The organism is Pseudoalteromonas sp. TAE79 (genome assembly GCF_000498015.1).
In the GTDB taxonomy this organism is placed as follows: domain Bacteria; phylum Pseudomonadota; class Gammaproteobacteria; order Enterobacterales; family Alteromonadaceae; genus Pseudoalteromonas.
On the sequence record NZ_AUTL01000248.1, the window covers coordinates 39562 to 54719 of the forward strand.

General features: G+C 40.0%; 12 protein-coding genes. 4 read left to right on the forward strand and 8 right to left on the reverse strand.

The genetic code is table 11. The features are described from left to right. Positions 1-18: 18 nt before the first annotated feature. The 7 genes from L655_RS0119770 to L655_RS0119800 all read right to left on the reverse strand — a co-directional run bounded on the left by L655_RS0119770 (position 19) and on the right by L655_RS0119800 (position 8637). Positions 19-855: a peptidoglycan binding protein CsiV gene (locus L655_RS0119770; protein ID WP_024606040.1), complete on the reverse strand. Its 837-nt coding sequence runs from the start codon at positions 853-855 to the stop codon at positions 19-21. Continuing rightward, a complete protein-coding gene (gene mfd / locus L655_RS0119775) occupies positions 855-4328 on the reverse strand; it encodes a transcription-repair coupling factor (protein WP_024606041.1) in 3474 nt (1157 codons plus the stop codon). Before mfd ends, L655_RS0119770 begins: the two co-directional genes overlap by 1 nt. A 59-nt stretch (positions 4329-4387) precedes the next feature. After that, positions 4388-5281, reverse strand: coding sequence for a carbon-nitrogen hydrolase (locus tag L655_RS0119780; RefSeq protein ID WP_024606042.1), 894 nt, complete (start codon positions 5279-5281; stop codon positions 4388-4390). Further along, on the reverse strand, positions 5278-6333 hold the full coding sequence (locus tag L655_RS0119785) for an agmatine deiminase family protein (protein WP_024606043.1): 1056 nt from the start codon (positions 6331-6333) through the stop codon (positions 5278-5280). The genes L655_RS0119780 and L655_RS0119785 overlap by 4 nt, the downstream gene beginning before the upstream one ends. Before the next feature lie 57 nt (positions 6334-6390). Then, positions 6391-6999: a PilZ domain-containing protein gene (locus L655_RS0119790; RefSeq protein WP_007585675.1), complete on the reverse strand. Its 609-nt coding sequence runs from the start codon at positions 6997-6999 to the stop codon at positions 6391-6393. Between the two features lie 220 nt (positions 7000-7219). Then, positions 7220-7987, reverse strand: a complete 768-nt coding sequence (locus L655_RS0119795; protein ID WP_024606044.1) for a haloacid dehalogenase type II — start codon at positions 7985-7987, stop codon at positions 7220-7222. Next, positions 7987-8637, reverse strand: coding sequence for a peroxiredoxin-like family protein (locus L655_RS0119800; RefSeq protein WP_024597236.1), 651 nt, complete (start codon positions 8635-8637; stop codon positions 7987-7989). The genes L655_RS0119795 and L655_RS0119800 overlap by 1 nt, the downstream gene beginning before the upstream one ends. 122 nt (positions 8638-8759) lie before the next feature. Between L655_RS0119800 and L655_RS0119805 the strand changes: the two genes are divergently transcribed. Continuing rightward, entirely contained in the window at positions 8760-9647 is an 888-nt protein-coding gene (locus L655_RS0119805) for a LysR family transcriptional regulator (protein ID WP_024606045.1), read from the forward strand. Here the strand turns inward: L655_RS0119805 and L655_RS0119810 are convergent. Further along, positions 9627-10142 carry a DUF2937 family protein gene (locus L655_RS0119810; protein ID WP_024599129.1) on the reverse strand — a complete coding sequence of 172 codons (516 nt, stop codon included), beginning with the start codon at positions 10140-10142 and terminating at the stop codon, positions 9627-9629. The genes L655_RS0119805 and L655_RS0119810 overlap by 21 nt on opposite strands. A gap of 108 nt (positions 10143-10250) precedes the next feature. Between L655_RS0119810 and L655_RS0119815 the strand changes: the two genes are divergently transcribed. From L655_RS0119815 to L655_RS0119825, 3 genes are read left to right on the forward strand one after another with little or no spacing between them, the layout of a single operon-like run. Beyond that, positions 10251-10817: an RNA polymerase sigma factor gene (locus tag L655_RS0119815; protein WP_002961494.1), complete on the forward strand. Its 567-nt coding sequence runs from the start codon at positions 10251-10253 to the stop codon at positions 10815-10817. Further along, complete coding sequence (locus L655_RS0119820) at positions 10814-11893, forward strand: FecR domain-containing protein (protein WP_024606046.1); 1080 nt, start codon at positions 10814-10816, stop codon at positions 11891-11893. The genes L655_RS0119815 and L655_RS0119820 overlap by 4 nt, the downstream gene beginning before the upstream one ends. Before the next feature lie 9 nt (positions 11894-11902). Beyond that, positions 11903-14938 (forward strand): TonB-dependent receptor, encoded by a 3036-nt coding sequence (locus L655_RS0119825; RefSeq protein WP_024606047.1) that lies wholly within the window; start codon positions 11903-11905, stop codon positions 14936-14938. The last annotated feature ends 220 nt before the right edge of the window (positions 14939-15158 follow it).

Below are 15158 nucleotides of genomic sequence, written 5' to 3' on the forward strand. Positions count from 1 at the left end.
GTTATATCCTACTTAGTATTAATGTTTGAATTTTCTGATTTGGACAATCATGCCCATTCGTGGGTGGTCAAAGTAATGTACTTCACCACTTATTACACGTCTAAACTGAGAAAAGCGGGCTGACTCTATATCGCCATTTTTTAGCTTTTGGCTAATATCAAAATTAGCTGTAATGTATAAATAATGTCGTAAGTGTATTTTAAATAAACCGTCTAGTTCCCATTCTGCCTTTGATTGCTCCGGGTCGTTAAATAGTTCAGGTTGTGAATTTAATAAACTTACAAAATCAGGGTTTGAATAGCTAGGGGTTAAGTTAGAGTCACTTTTAAGGTGTTTACCTGCGATTAAATGCATGCTTGGTGCACGCGACTTACTTGCGCCTTCAAAGCGCCAGCCTGTATGTAGAATAGGTGTTAATCCTTTGCGATCTAGCTGTCGGTACTGCGCTTTAAATTGCAGCTGTTCTGGCGCTAATAAATAAGTTTGCTGCATATCATCTTTAGCGGGCGCTAGAGGTGTAACAGGTAGCTCATCATAGCTTTGTAGGTAGTTTGTACTGTCACCACATACACCCGATTGCGGGTTTGAATTTACTAATGAATCTGTAAAAGAGCGTTTTTGAAAACGCTCATCACCATCTATACAGGCTTGCATTGCTTGCTCTGTATAAAGAGGGGTCATTAAATCTAGAGAGTTTTTATCCTCAATAGCTTTGTGCTTAAGGCTAAAATCTTCTTGCAAATACGGAGCTGGGCGCTGTTTAAATACAAGCACCTCAACCTCAAACCAGCGTTCTGCAAATGCAGTGCTGCTAAACAAGCAGCATAAAATAACCAGCGATTTTTTTAGCAACATTAATGGCTAACCTTTTTTTCGAAATCTGCAATCATTGCAGTGACCATTTTTAAGCGTTCGCGAGCGTTAGCTTCACTAATTGCAAAGCGCAATTTATTTGCGCCATCCATTTTGTACACCTTAGGCGCACTTTGTATCAAACCAATGATGAAGCTAGGGTTAACCTTGGTATCTTGGCTAAATTCAAAATAACCACCTTTTGGGTTTGCCTCAATTTTTGTTATACCCAAATTACTGGCCTGCATTTTAAGCTGCTGCAAGCTGAACAAGTTTTTGGCTGCATCTGGCAGTAAACCAAAACGGTCTATAAGTTCTACCTGTAATTCGTCCATGTCGTCAAGGTTAGCACAACTTGCAACGCGCTTGTACATGCCTAAACGTGCATTTACATCGTGTATGTAGTCATCAGGTAATAGGGCAGCTAGTTTTAAATCTACTTCGGTTTGTTTTTGAAGTAGGTTTTCAAGCGTTGGCTCTTTACCTTCACGTAGTGCATTTACGGCCTGCTCGAGCATTTCCATATACAAACTAAAGCCTATAGTTTGCATTTGACCTGATTGATCGTCGCCAAGTAACTCACCGGCGCCACGAATTTCTAAATCGTGTGTAGCGAGGGCAAAACCCGCGCCTAAATCTTCCAATGATTCGATTGCTTGTAAGCGTTTACTCGCATCTTTAGAAAGTGCTTTGGGGTCACCTGTGAGTAAATAGGCATACGCTTGGTGATGGCTTCGGCCAACTCGTCCACGTAATTGGTGTAATTGCGCAAGGCCAAGTTTATCAGCTCTATCCATAATAATGGTGTTGGCTGTAGGTACATCGATACCGGTCTCGATAATCGTAGTACATACAAGCACGTTGTATTTTTGATGATAAAAGTCAGTCATTATTTGCTCAAGCTCTTGCTCGCGCATTTGGCCATGGGCTGAGGTTACGCTTGCTTCTGGCACCCATTCACTAATTTCTTGTGCAACACGCTCAATAGTTTCTACATTGTTATGCAAAAAGTACACTTGGCCACCGCGTTTAATTTCTCGCAGTACGGCTTCGCGTATTAGTTCTACATCGCGTTGGCGTACAAAGGTTTTAACCGCTAAACGTTTAGCCGGTGGCGTTGCAATAATTGATAAATCGCGCATTCCGCTCATGGCCATGTTAAGTGTACGCGGTATTGGCGTTGCAGTTAGTGTGAGTATGTCTACATCAGCGCGCAGTGCTTTAATTTTCTCTTTTTGGCGAACACCAAAGCGATGTTCTTCATCGACAATGAGTAAGCCTAAATCGTTAAACTTAATATCTTGCTGAATAAGTTTATGTGTACCAATAACTATATCGAGCTTACCGTTTGCCATTTTTTCAAGCGTATCTTTTTGCTCTTTAGTGGAGTTAAAGCGCGAAAGTACACCTACTTCAATAGGAAAATCAGCAAAACGGTCTTTAAAGTTTTCATAGTGCTGCTGAGCCAGCAAAGTGGTAGGCACTAAAATTGCCACTTGTTTATCATCGTTAACCGCTACAAAAGCAGCGCGCATGGCCACTTCTGTTTTACCAAAGCCTACGTCACCACATACTAAGCGGTCCATGGCTTGCTTTGATTGCATATCACCTAATACCGCTTCTATGGCGTTGCGCTGATCGTCAGTTTCTTCAAACGGGAAGCTATCGCTAAATTGGCGATATGCAGGGGCGTCTAGCGTAAACTTATTACCGGGTTTTGCTTGGCGCTGTGCATAAATGTCGAGTAATTCTGCTGCTACATCGCGAACTTTTTCAGCCGCACGTTTTTTTGCTTTTTCCCATGCATCTGAGCCAAGCTTGTGCAGCGGGGCGCTAGCTTCTTCGCCACCAGAGTAACGACTCAGCATATGCAGCGCCGACACTGGCACGTATAGTTTAGCTTCACTTGCGTAAGTAATCGTAACAAACTCAGTAATTACACCTGCAGCATCAATTGTTTGCAAACCTTGGTAACGCCCAACACCGTGATCGAGATGCACAACAGGTTGGCCCTCTTTAAGCTCGGCTAAGTTACGTATTAGTGCATCTTGGCTGGCTTCGTACTTGTGCTTACGGCGTCTGCGCTGAGATACTTTTATGCCTAGCAGTTCTTGCTCGGTAATAATAGATAGGCTTGGTTTAGTGCCAAGTACGACACTTTGTTCAAGCGGGCTTACTATTAAACCTACATCACTCGCGCTTTTTGTGAATTGTTCGAGTGTTTCAAATTCTTTAAATTTTAAACCGCTTGGTTTTAAAATGCTCAGCAATGATTCGCGACGACCATCGGATTCAACACTGAGTAATATGCGGCCTTTTTTCTTTTTTTGCTCTGCTACATAATTTATAAACGCGCCATAAGGTTCATGCTGTTTATGATCAATTCGAATGGCTGGCAACTCGCTAACGCTTAAGTTTTTATTACCCGCTTTAGTGCCAAGCTTTGCAAGGGATAATCTAATACGTGCAAAATTGCCTAAATTAGAAAACAGCTCTTCAATTGGCTGATAAAGCGCATTAGGTTCAAGTAATGGACGAAGTGGGTCAACTCTGCGGTTTTCATAGCGTACATTTACATCGTGCCAAAAGTTATCTGCCGCATGCTCTAAATCACCCAGCTGCATAACGGTTGTTGTATCTGGCAGGTAGTCAAAAATAGTCGCGAGCTTTTCAAAAAACAACGGCATGTAGTATTCAATACCTGCAGGCCAGTTACCTTTGCTTACTTGCATGTATACTGAATCTTGCTGCGAGCTTGCGCCAAACTTTTCACGGTAGCTTATTCTAAAACGTTCAATATCAGCGTCGTTAGTAGGAAATTCATGCGCTGGAAGTAGCTCAATTTTATCTACTTTTTCATCAGAGCGCTGTGTTTCTACATCAAATAAGCGAATAGTATCGAGTTCGTCATCAAAAAAGTCGAGTCTAAATGGGTGTGGGCTACCCATTGGGTATAAGTCAACGATAGAGCCGCGTATAGCGTATTCGCCGTGCTCCATTACTTGTTGAACATTTAAATAACCAGCTTGCTCTAAGTTGTCACGAAAGTTATGAGTGTCTAGCTTGTCGCCCACTTTAAAGTTTATTGTTGAACCGTAAATAAATGAGGCCGGGGCTGTGCGCAACATTAAAGTAGATACAGGCACAATTAACACACTTTGTTGTTCTTTTTTTAAGGTGTTTAAAGTGGCCAAACGGGCTGAAATAATATCTTGATGGGGAGAAAAATGATCGTATGGCAGAGTTTCCCAATCAGGAAATACCATGACTGGGTTATCGGGTAATAAATATTCTAACTCTGTTTCAAGGCGCAGTGCACTTGGTGTATCAGGCGTAACAATTAAGACTAAGTTATCTTGTTGTTTAACGCCTTCAGCAATAGCAATACTTAAACCACTTCCGCTTAGCTGGCCCCATTGAATTTTATCTTTATGAGATTTTACCCAAGGCAAGGCTGCCCATTGCTCAAACGCCATTTATTACTCCATTTATAGTTGGCTCTTAGCAAGTAAGAGCCATCTTGAGTTAAGGTTACTTAGTCTCGGTATATTTTTGTTAGGTCTTTATAGTGATCAATTCGTCGATCACGCAAGAACGGCCAAATACGTCTTACGTTTTCTGAGCGTTTTTGATCAATTTCAACCACTAAAATTTGCTCATCAGTATTATTAGCCTCTGCTAATAATTCACCTTGCGGGCCTGCAATGAACGAATTCCCCCAAAACGCAATACCATCGCTTTGCGCACTTGGGTCACTTTCATGGCCGACACGGTTACAGCTAATTACCGGTACACCATTGGCAACAGCATGGGCACGCTGGCTAATAACCCACGCGTCTTTTTGACGAGTTTGCTCAGCAATGTCGTCGTTAGGATCCCAACCGATAGCGGTAGGGTAAATTAACACCTCAGCGCCTGCCATTGCCATTAAACGTGCAGCTTCAGGAAACCATTGATCCCAACATACTAGCACGCCTAATTTACCCACCGAGGTTTGAATAGGCTCAAAGCCGATATCACCTGGGGTAAAGTAGAATTTTTCGTAAAAACCAGGATCATCAGGAATATGCATTTTGCGGTATTTACCCGCAATACTGCCATCTTGTTCTAATACAACCGCGGTGTTGTGATAAAGGCCTGTAGCGCGTTTTTCAAATAAAGAAGCGACAATTACAATACTTAGCTCTTTAGCAAGCTCACCTAATGAATTACTGCTAGGGCCTGGAATGGTTTCGGCTAAATCAAATACGTCAACATCTTCGGTTTGGCAGAAATAGAGGCTTCGGTGTAGCTCTTGGAGTACAACCAGTTTTGCACCTTTTTGAGCGGCTTCACGAATGGCACTTATTGATTTTGCCATATTGTGCTGAGCGTTATCGGTATTGCTTTGTTGCACTAATGCAACGGTTAATTTTGCAGGGCTTGTCATTGTTCTGCTCCAGCTAAAAATCCACGAGGTAATTGCATTGTAATACAGTGCAGGCTGCCAAATTGTTCAATTATTGGTTGGCAATTAACGCCAATAATAGTGTGTTGTGGGTATGCTTTTTGAACTTGTGCTAGAGCACGTTCATCATTGGCATCATTATACGTTGGCACAAGCACAGCATTATTAATAATTAAGTAGTTAGCGTAGGTAGCCGGTAAGCGTGTTTGCTCATCGTCATAAGCGGCTTTTGGCCACGGTAACTCAATTAAGGTATATGGGGTGTTATCGGCAGTTTTAAAGGTTTTTAGTTGTTTTTTCATTGCATCAAGTGCGCTAAAGTGCTCATCAGTTTTATCATCACACTGCACATATACAAGGGTATCATTTGGAGCAAAACGCACTAAAGTATCAATGTGGCTGTCGGTGTCATCGCCCGCTAAATGGCCATGATCAACCCATAAAAAACGTGTCGCGCCCAAGTGCTCTTTTAAAAGTACTTCTATGTCAGCAGGATTTAAATCTGGGTTGCGGTTTTTGTTAAGCAAACATTCGCTGGTTGTTAGCAACACACCATGCTCGTTTATTTCAATACCGCCACCTTCAAGTACCATATCGAGCGCTTGATATTGGTTGTTTGTGCTACTTAGCTCTTTTACCAAAGCACGATTAATTTGATTGTCTAATGCGCTTTCAAATTTATTGCCCCAACCATTAAAAGTAAAATCATATACTTTTAGTTGATCTGGTGAATCAATAGCGGCGCAAGTAAGCGGACCATGATCGCGAGCCCAGGTATCGTTGGTAGGTGTTACTACAAAATGAACACGATTAAGAGAGACGTTAGCGCTATTTAGCAATGCTGTAATATGCATTTTTAGGGCACTGTTGTGCGCCACAATAACAAGCTGCTGTTGCGCTGTTATATGCTTAGCAAGCTCAATATATACAGGTTCTACACGTGCTAAATTATCAGCCCAATCGGTGTCTTTGTGAGGCCATGTAAGCATAACAGCGTCTTGCTCGGCCCATTCTGGTAAAAGTCTAAAGTTCATGAATTTTATATACTAATTAAGATGACGCTAGTTTAGCATTTTACATAAAGATGTCAGCTAATTATCACTGTTTAGGTCGGCCTGGTTTTGATCAAGTTCTTGACGTTTTTTAAGTTGGCGGGTTTGAGCATGTAAACTCGCTCTAACAATCAGTTCTTGGTCAGTGGTTCTAATTGCGGTAAAGAGCATGGTGTATTGATAATGTTCGCTATCTTGTTTTTCTACTGCCACAACTTCGGTGTAACAATAAACCGCAGAGGCTTCGTGGTGCAAAAATAGTTTTGTTCTAAACGCTTGGCCAATTGAGTGTACTTCGGGTGATGTAAAGCGAATACCGCCACCGCCGTAGCTATCACATTGAATTGCATTATCTTGCGCTTGTTCTGAGGCCAAAATATGGCTCATTATTAAATCTATTTTACGTGACTGGGCTTGTAAAAATGTAGCAAGCTCTTGTGCTATATCGCCCAAGTTACGCAGTGGGCGTAACGAGCTTTGCTCAAGTTCACTTACTTCATTTGCTAATCTAAATAGTGGGGGAATGTCGTCTTCTAGCTCAAGCTGCGATTTAGGCACTTGTCCGTTCGATACAGCGAATAAATTCACTCTTATACTTTCATTAATTTGAAAGTACTGCTCAAACTCACCTAATCTTTCACTATTCATTATGTTCTCCACCACGTATTTATTTAATAGTAGCGTTGTGAGTACTAAATTGCTAGCAGATAAAATAACTCATACTGGGCTAAATGCTTTGTTTACATTCAATTTCTAACATACTGATTATGAAAATAATTACACTAAGACATATTTAGGGGGAGTTATAAAAAAGCGGCCAATGTCATCCTAACATTGGCCGCTTGGGTATTGATTCATCAGCGCATACTTATTTAAGTAGAGCGGCTAATTCATGTAAATCTTTCACAACGTGATCTGGTTTTTTAGCTAATGGGTAAAGTGCTTTACCTGGGCGTGCAATGAAAGTGGTTTGTAAGCCTGCTTCTTTTGCGCCAGCAACATCCCAGCCATGGGCTGCAACCATCATTGCTTCATTTGGTGCTACGTTTAGCTTTTTAAGTACCCATTCATAAGCACGTAAGTCTGGTTTGTAAATTTTAATATCTTCAATGCTGTAACGAGCATCAAAGTAAGACATTAAACCAGCGCTTTCAAACTGTGCCTTTACACCTTTGTTTGAAGAATTTGTAAGGCTTACTAATTTATAGCCCTGAGCTCTAAGTTTTGCCAGTCCTTCTTTAACATCGCTGTGTGGAGGAAGCGTTAAAAGAGGCGTAACAATAGCTGTTTTAGCTTGTTCACTAGTAATATCAATATTGTTATTTTGAGCAACCATAAGAAGTGACGCCACCCCAATTTGCCCAAAGTCGTGATAGCTACCGCTTACTGTATCTACTAATGAATGGTGCAGCATAGTCGAAAACCAAAGTGGTAATAAATCTTCACGTCCGCCTAGTGCTTTACCAATAGAGGTACGCATTGACGTTAAATCAAGTAGGGTTTCGTTTACATCAAAAATAAGCACTTTAGGTTTTGCTTGTTCATTTGGTTCATCAGCGACTGCATAACCAGATACAAGGCTTGTGCCCACAAGTAGTGAAAGAGTAAGTGTTTTTAACGATTTTAAAATAGACATTAATTATTCTCCGATTCAAGTGCTGTCATAACATCAATAGGTTCTGCGCGTAGGGTGTAATCTTCGCTTAAAAATGCGTATGTAATTACACCTTCTTGGTTTATCACATAGGTGGCCGGTAGCGGTAATTTAAAGCTTTTATCGCCGTAGTAGTGTTCAAAATCAATACCAAATTGTGTGTATAACGCTTGAATACGCTCATCAAGTGTAAACAATAAACCAAATTGCTCAGCTACTTTATTGCTCACATCGCAAAGCACGTCAAATTCAAGGTCGTTTTTTTGTGCAGTTGAGAGAGTTTCATCAGGTAGTTGTGGTGATATTGCGATTAACTGAGCACTTTGAGTTTTAAATTGTGGTAAGTAGTCGTTAAGTGCTTTTAGTTCTAAATTACAATATGGGCACCAGCCACCACGGTAAAAACTAATAATTACCGGGCCTTTTTTTAGTAAATCTGCAAGCTCAATGTTTTCGCCGTTATGGTTGGCTAAGCTAAAGTTTTCTACTTTTTGACCAATCTGCAATGCATTGTCTTTAATATGCTGTGCAATTAGCTCTTCGTTTGTAGTGTTCATTAGTGCCAAAACGTCAGCCGGTAATTTGGCATCTTTTTGTACGTTATAGGCATCTATTTGCGCTTTTAAACTCATGATTGAACCTCAATAATTAGACTATTTGCAATTATAGTGTTTTAGATATTTAAATAAACATTGCAATACTGAAAGCTTCATTCGAAAATATTAAACATTGAAAAGTGCACAATGGCATCTTTATGTATAATTTAAGCGACCTAGAAACATTTATAGCTGTAGTTGAAAATAAGGGCGTGCTTGCTGCTGCCCGCGAGCTGCATTTATCGCCTGCAACGGTGAGCCATCGCTTAAGTAAACTAGAGCGTGAGCTTGCTACAGTACTTGTTTTTAGAGATAGCAGGCGAGTACGCTTATCTCCCGCAGGTGAAATATTTTATACGCGTGTGGGGGCTATAATAGAAGCTCTACACGATGCTGAACATAGTATTGGCGCGCGTAGCTCATCGGTGAGTGGTTTACTACGCGTGACCATGCCGCCTTGGGTTTTTTCAAAATACGTAATGCCTAAACTCAATGAGTTTGAGCAAGCTTGCCCTGAACTAAAGCTTGATTTTTTAATAACGGATCATTTTGTAAATGTGGTTGATGACGCACAAGATGTGGCAATTCGTGTAGGGCAATTAAATGATTCCGGTTTACTGTCGCGAAAAATAGTAAACAACAAACGTATACTTTGCGCAGCTCCTAGCTACATAAAAAAATATGGTATGCCTAAAAGCTTAGCTCAATTAAGCGAACACTATTGGGTTTGCCTGCCGTGGCAGCGCCAATTAAAGCTTTTTGATGAACAAGGTAAAATACATACTTTTAATGCGAGAACACGCTTTACCATTTCTAATTCCGATAATATGACTCAAGCAGCTATTGCGGGTCATGGCATTGCAATTAAATCAATGATAGCTATTCATGAAGATATTAAAAATGGCATTTTAGTTGAAGTTATGCCCGGTGTAATGGCACAAGATGATGCTCCAGTTTGGTTTTTGCGTCCGCAAAATAGCTTAACTACCCGTAAAACCGATGTGTTTTATGATTTTATGAAATCACTATTTTTGAGCTGCGAATAAGCGCTTGAATGAGCGTTTTACTCCAGTTAACAACAAATAACCAGTAAGCTCGGCAAGTAAGGCAATTATAATGGCTGCAATAATGGCGGCTATTATAGAGTCTTTTTTTAAAATGATTTGACCTTCAAAGCGTTGCCACACTTGTTGCTTTACATCGCTCATGCCACTGATCAATGTAAAAATATATGGAGATTGCGCAAACCTATTTACAGCGATTTGTAAGTCTTGTTGTCGCGTGTAAAGTGTACTGATATTGCTTGCACCTTTATTCACAATCCCATCATCAATATTTTTATAGTGTTTTATTAGCTTATCTAAATCATTATTAAAATACTTAGCGGCATCGTTTTTAAATGGTGCAATGGCATTTTTAGCTTCAATTAATTGGGCTGATAATGCTTGGCCAAAATCGCTTACAAATGCAGGAATTTGCACTCCAAGTAGTAAACCGAATGCAAAGAAGCTAAGTCGGATGTAATCTAAAAATTTACTCATTTATCTTCCTATCCATTTAAATAACCCAGAATTAACATTTGAGCTTGTTTTTATATCAAAAACTCGTAACCTGTCGGTAATAAAAATAACAACAGGTGTATGTTAAGGATGACGAAAAAAGTAAAGTTCACGTCAACATTTGTTGATATTTCTAAACAGCTCAAACGTTTTGTATCGCGCATTGTTCAACCCGACGATGTAGAAGATATTGTGCAAGAAACCTTTGTAAAAAGCTATGAAGCTGATTTAAAACAAGACATCCAGTTTACCCGTAGTTATATGCTAAAAACAGCAAAACATCTAGCACTCAACCATATAGCTAAGTGGGACAACAAATTTAATGATTCGTTAGAAAATGATAACGAATTACCCGTATTACTCAAATCAATGAAGCTCGAAGACGAATACACATCTAAAGAGCGTTTTTTACTTTTTTGTAGAGCTACTGAGCAACTAAGCTCATCGATTCGTAAATGCTTTATATTAAAAAAAGTTTACGGTATGAGCCAAAAAGAGATAGCAGACCAAATGCAGTTAAGCCAAAGCACTGTTGAAAAACACATTGCCAAAGGATTGTTACAAACCATGTTGTACATGCGTGAACATGAGCAAAGCCCTCAAACGAACCCTAAAGCTCAGGCACATCCTATATCAGTTAAGAGGGTCGCAGAATGAGTAATGTTCATCAATTTAATTCAAAAGATTTAATCTTAGAAAAGTCATGTGATTGGATAAGCGCGATTGATCGTGGTTTAACTGATGATGAAAAAGAGCAATTTAAATTATGGATGATGCAAAGCACCGCACATCAAGACTCTATATACAAGCTTGCTCAGCTTTGGGATGAGCTTTCAGTATTAAACGAATTAAGTCATTTATTTCCTCAGCGCAACAATACTAAAACATCAAAAAACAAGTGGATGTTTTCTTACTCAATTGCAGCGAGTTTGTTTGCAGCGTTAATGGTATGCAGCTACTTATTAATTAACTTAGAAAATGGCTACAACGAAGAGCTTGCTAAAGTTAATTACACTAAAATTTACAAAACAAAAGTAGGCGAGCAAGCAACGTATGTGCTGCCAGATGGCACCATAGTGCAGCTTAATACTAATAGCTTGCTAGAAGTTGCTTATAGCAAAGGCCGCAGGCAGTTATTACTTAGTCGTGGAGAAGGGCGGTTTAATGTAGCAAAAGATGCTACGCGTCCGTTTAGTGTTATGGCAGGCGACAAAAGCTTTACCGCACTCGGTACCGTGTTCAATGTACAGCGTAATACCTCATCAGATTTAGAGCTTGTTGTTACCGAAGGCAAAGTGATGATCACCGACCCTAGTGTAGCGGTTGATGCAAATGACTTTAAAGATTATCAACTTGCAGATAACAGCACGCAAAAAATTCGTCAAATTAATGCCAACATTGTTACCTCAGGCGAAAAGGTAGTTATAGAGCAGAGTGTTACAAAGCCAATTACCCAACTTTCAATGAACGACGTACAACGCGATTTGGCATGGCAAAATGGCATGCTTATTTTTAACGGAGAAGAGCTAAGCGATGCTTTAAATGAAGTAAGTCGTTATACCGCGACACGTTTTGAGCTTTCTTCAGCCGAGCTTGCCAGTATTAAAGTAGCTGGGGTATTTAAAGCGGGTGACGTTGAAGGTTTACTAGAAAGTTTACAAACTAATTTTTCGATTGATCATGAGCGTTTAGGTGAGCATGTAGTAACGCTAAAACACCATACAGAATCATAAGTAGACGTTATGCAAATCAGACTAATGTTAGATAAAGTTGCATCAATAAAGATTGAACGTAAAAAAAACATTAAAAAAAAGAGACAAAGCCATAGAGGATTTTTGTTTGTCAGCTGTTTATATAAGTTGCGCAGTAACCAAACGCATTTATTGAGTGGATTTAGTGTGCTTGCACCGGCTATTTTTAGCTTGAGTGTACAAGCAGCAACTCAAACCACTGGGCAAATGGTGCAATTTGATATAAAAGCGCAGCGAGCAGACAAAGCCTTAATTGAATATGCTAAACAAACAGAGCAAACAGTGGTGTTTTCTTATGAGTTGGCAATGCAGTATGACGCAAATTCAGTTTATGGATTTTACACTCAACTAGATGCCCTAGAGGCATTACTAGGTGGGACAGAGCTCGATGCGGTTGTTGATCAAAATGGTTTACTGAGTATAAAACTCAAACAAATCAACAGGAATGATAACAACATGATGAAGCTTTCAGCGGTCAGTGCAGCAGTATTACCAGCCTTACTTGCAGTTAATTCGCAAGGTGTAAACGCAGCAGAAGAAGTCGCTCAAGAAAAAATTGAAAAAATAGCTATTGTCGGTAGCCGTGTAGCAGGACGTTCAGTTGAAGATTTACCCGTTCCAGTAGATATCTTAAGTGCAGAAGCGCTTGAAAATACAGGCCAAACAGAAGTTGGTCGTATGCTACAGTCTATCGCTCCTTCATTTAACTTTTCAAGCTCTGCAATTAGTGACGGTACTGATGCTTTAAGACCTGCGACACTTCGCGGTTTAGGCCCTGACCAAACATTGGTGTTAATTAACGGCAAACGTCGTCACCAAGCAAGTATTATTCATATTAATGGCTCTGTTGGGCGTGGTACTGCAGGTACTGATATGAATGCAATTCCAGCCTCTGCAATTAAACGCATTGAAGTATTACGTGATGGCGCTGCTGCTCAGTATGGTTCTGATGCGATTGCTGGTGTTATTAATATTGTACTTAAAGATGGTAGCGAAGGCGGTAAAGCGGCTATTAACTACGGCCAATATTCAGAAGGTGATGGCGAAACCATCAACCTTGATTTTAATAAAGGCTTTGCGCTAGGTGATGACGGTTATTTAAATACAACTATCAATTACCGTGACCGTGCACCGACTAACCGTGCAGGTTTACATGGCTCTTGTCAGTTTTATGGTTGTACAGAGTTAAGTGACGGTACTTTACTTGCTGGCGATCCGCGAGAACTGACAGCCGATCGTGATACTTTTAGAATTGGTGATGCTGATTCTCAGCAGTTTGGTTTAACAATTAATACCGGTTACGAGTTAGGTGATGGCGAGCTTTACGGCTTTATTACTTACTCAACACGTGAAAACGAGTCGGCTGCATTTTTCCGTCATAATGCAAATGCAGGTGGTAACCCAGTACTGCAAGATAACGATGCGACAATTCCGCTAGGTTTCTTACCAAAAATTAATACAACTATCGACGATATCTCATACAACTTTGGTTATAAAACTGAGTTTGATAACGATGCAAGTCTTGATTTGTCTTACACCTACGGTGAAAACAGCATTGATTACACGACAAGTGACACTATCAATGCCTCATACGCTAACTTTTTACGTTATGACCAAGGTTTAAGTGCTGCTGATATTCGTACAACTATCCCACGTGAAGCGTACGCTTACGGCATGGAATTATCACTGCAAACAATCAACATTGATTTTACGCAAAACTTTGATGATTATTCTTTAGCAATGGGTGCAGAAATCCGTACTGACGAATATCGCATTTTAGAAGGTAATGAGTACGCATACCGCGATTACGATACAACCAACGGTGTAAGTATTTACAACGGCTTAAGTGGTGGTGTTGGTTCTGAAGATGCATCAGGTGGTTCACAAGGTTTTGGTGGTTCAGCTCCTGCGTCATCAGTTGATGAATCGCGTGATGTAATTTCATTTTACATAGATGCAGAAGCTTATGTGATTGAAGATGTAATTTTATCGGGTGCACTTCGCTACGATAACTACAAAGGCTTTGGTGATACAGTAAACTTTAAGCTTGCTGGTAACTGGTCTGTAACCGACGATATTTCACTACGTGGTGCATTAAGCTCAGGTTTTAGAGCGCCTTCAATGCAGCAGCTTTACTTTAATAACGTAAGTACGCAATTTGTTGTTGGTACTAATGGTAATTTAGTTGCAGAAGAGGTTGGTACATTTAGAAATGATTCAACACTTGCGCAAAGCTTAGGTATTCCAAAGCTTAAAGAAGAAAAATCACAAAACCGTAGTTTAGGTATTGTGTATAACGTTACAGATAATATTAATGTAACCGTTGATTACTATTCAATTGATATTGACGACCGTATTGTAATTAGTGACCGCTTAGGTAAAGGTTTATCTACAAGCCTTGATGCTGCATTAAATAGTGCGGGGGCTGGCGTAGGGCAGTTTTTCTTAAATGGTGCTGATACTGAAACTCGTGGTGTTGATTTTGTAGCAACGTGGAACACTGAAGGTTTAGGCGGTACGCTTGATTTTACACTTGCAGCTAACTTCACTAAAACAGATGTTGTATCGTTATTTTCTCCTGCTGGCTCAAGCCTTGAGACAGTAAGTGTAGACGATATATTTTCAGCGGAAGATATCTCTATTATAGAAGAGTGGCAACCTGAGGATCGCATTAACTTAAGTGCACTTTATCAACGTGATGATTGGACAGTTAACCTGTCACTTAATCGCTTTGGTGAGTACACAGTAGAAGATGGCGGACGTCAAACGTATGGCGCAGAAATTTTAACTGACGTTAAAGTTAACTACTTCGTTACTGAAGGTTTGTCGGTAAACATTGGTGCAAATAACTTGTTTGACGTTTACCCAGATAAAAACGAAATAGGTAACTCTCGCTCAGGTACTATTGTGGATGCTAGTGGCAACACAGTAATAAGTAGCTCAGGTGTGTTTGACTACTCACGTCGCTCGGCTCCATTTGGATTTAACGGTGCTTACTACTACGTAGGTGCAGAATACCGTTTTTAATTAATAACCTCCCTTTCGTTATTTAACTCAAAGGGCCGTAAGGCCCTTTTTTTGGTTTTATACCAACCTGCATAAATCTTTGATCAATTTAACGAATTAAATTGCACTATAACGTCGTTAAAAGTTTTTTATTTAGAACAACTAGATATAAAAACTTTTGCCTAGTTCTAGCGTAATTTTCTTAACGTTAAATAGACCCCATATATAAGCAGATTGGTAT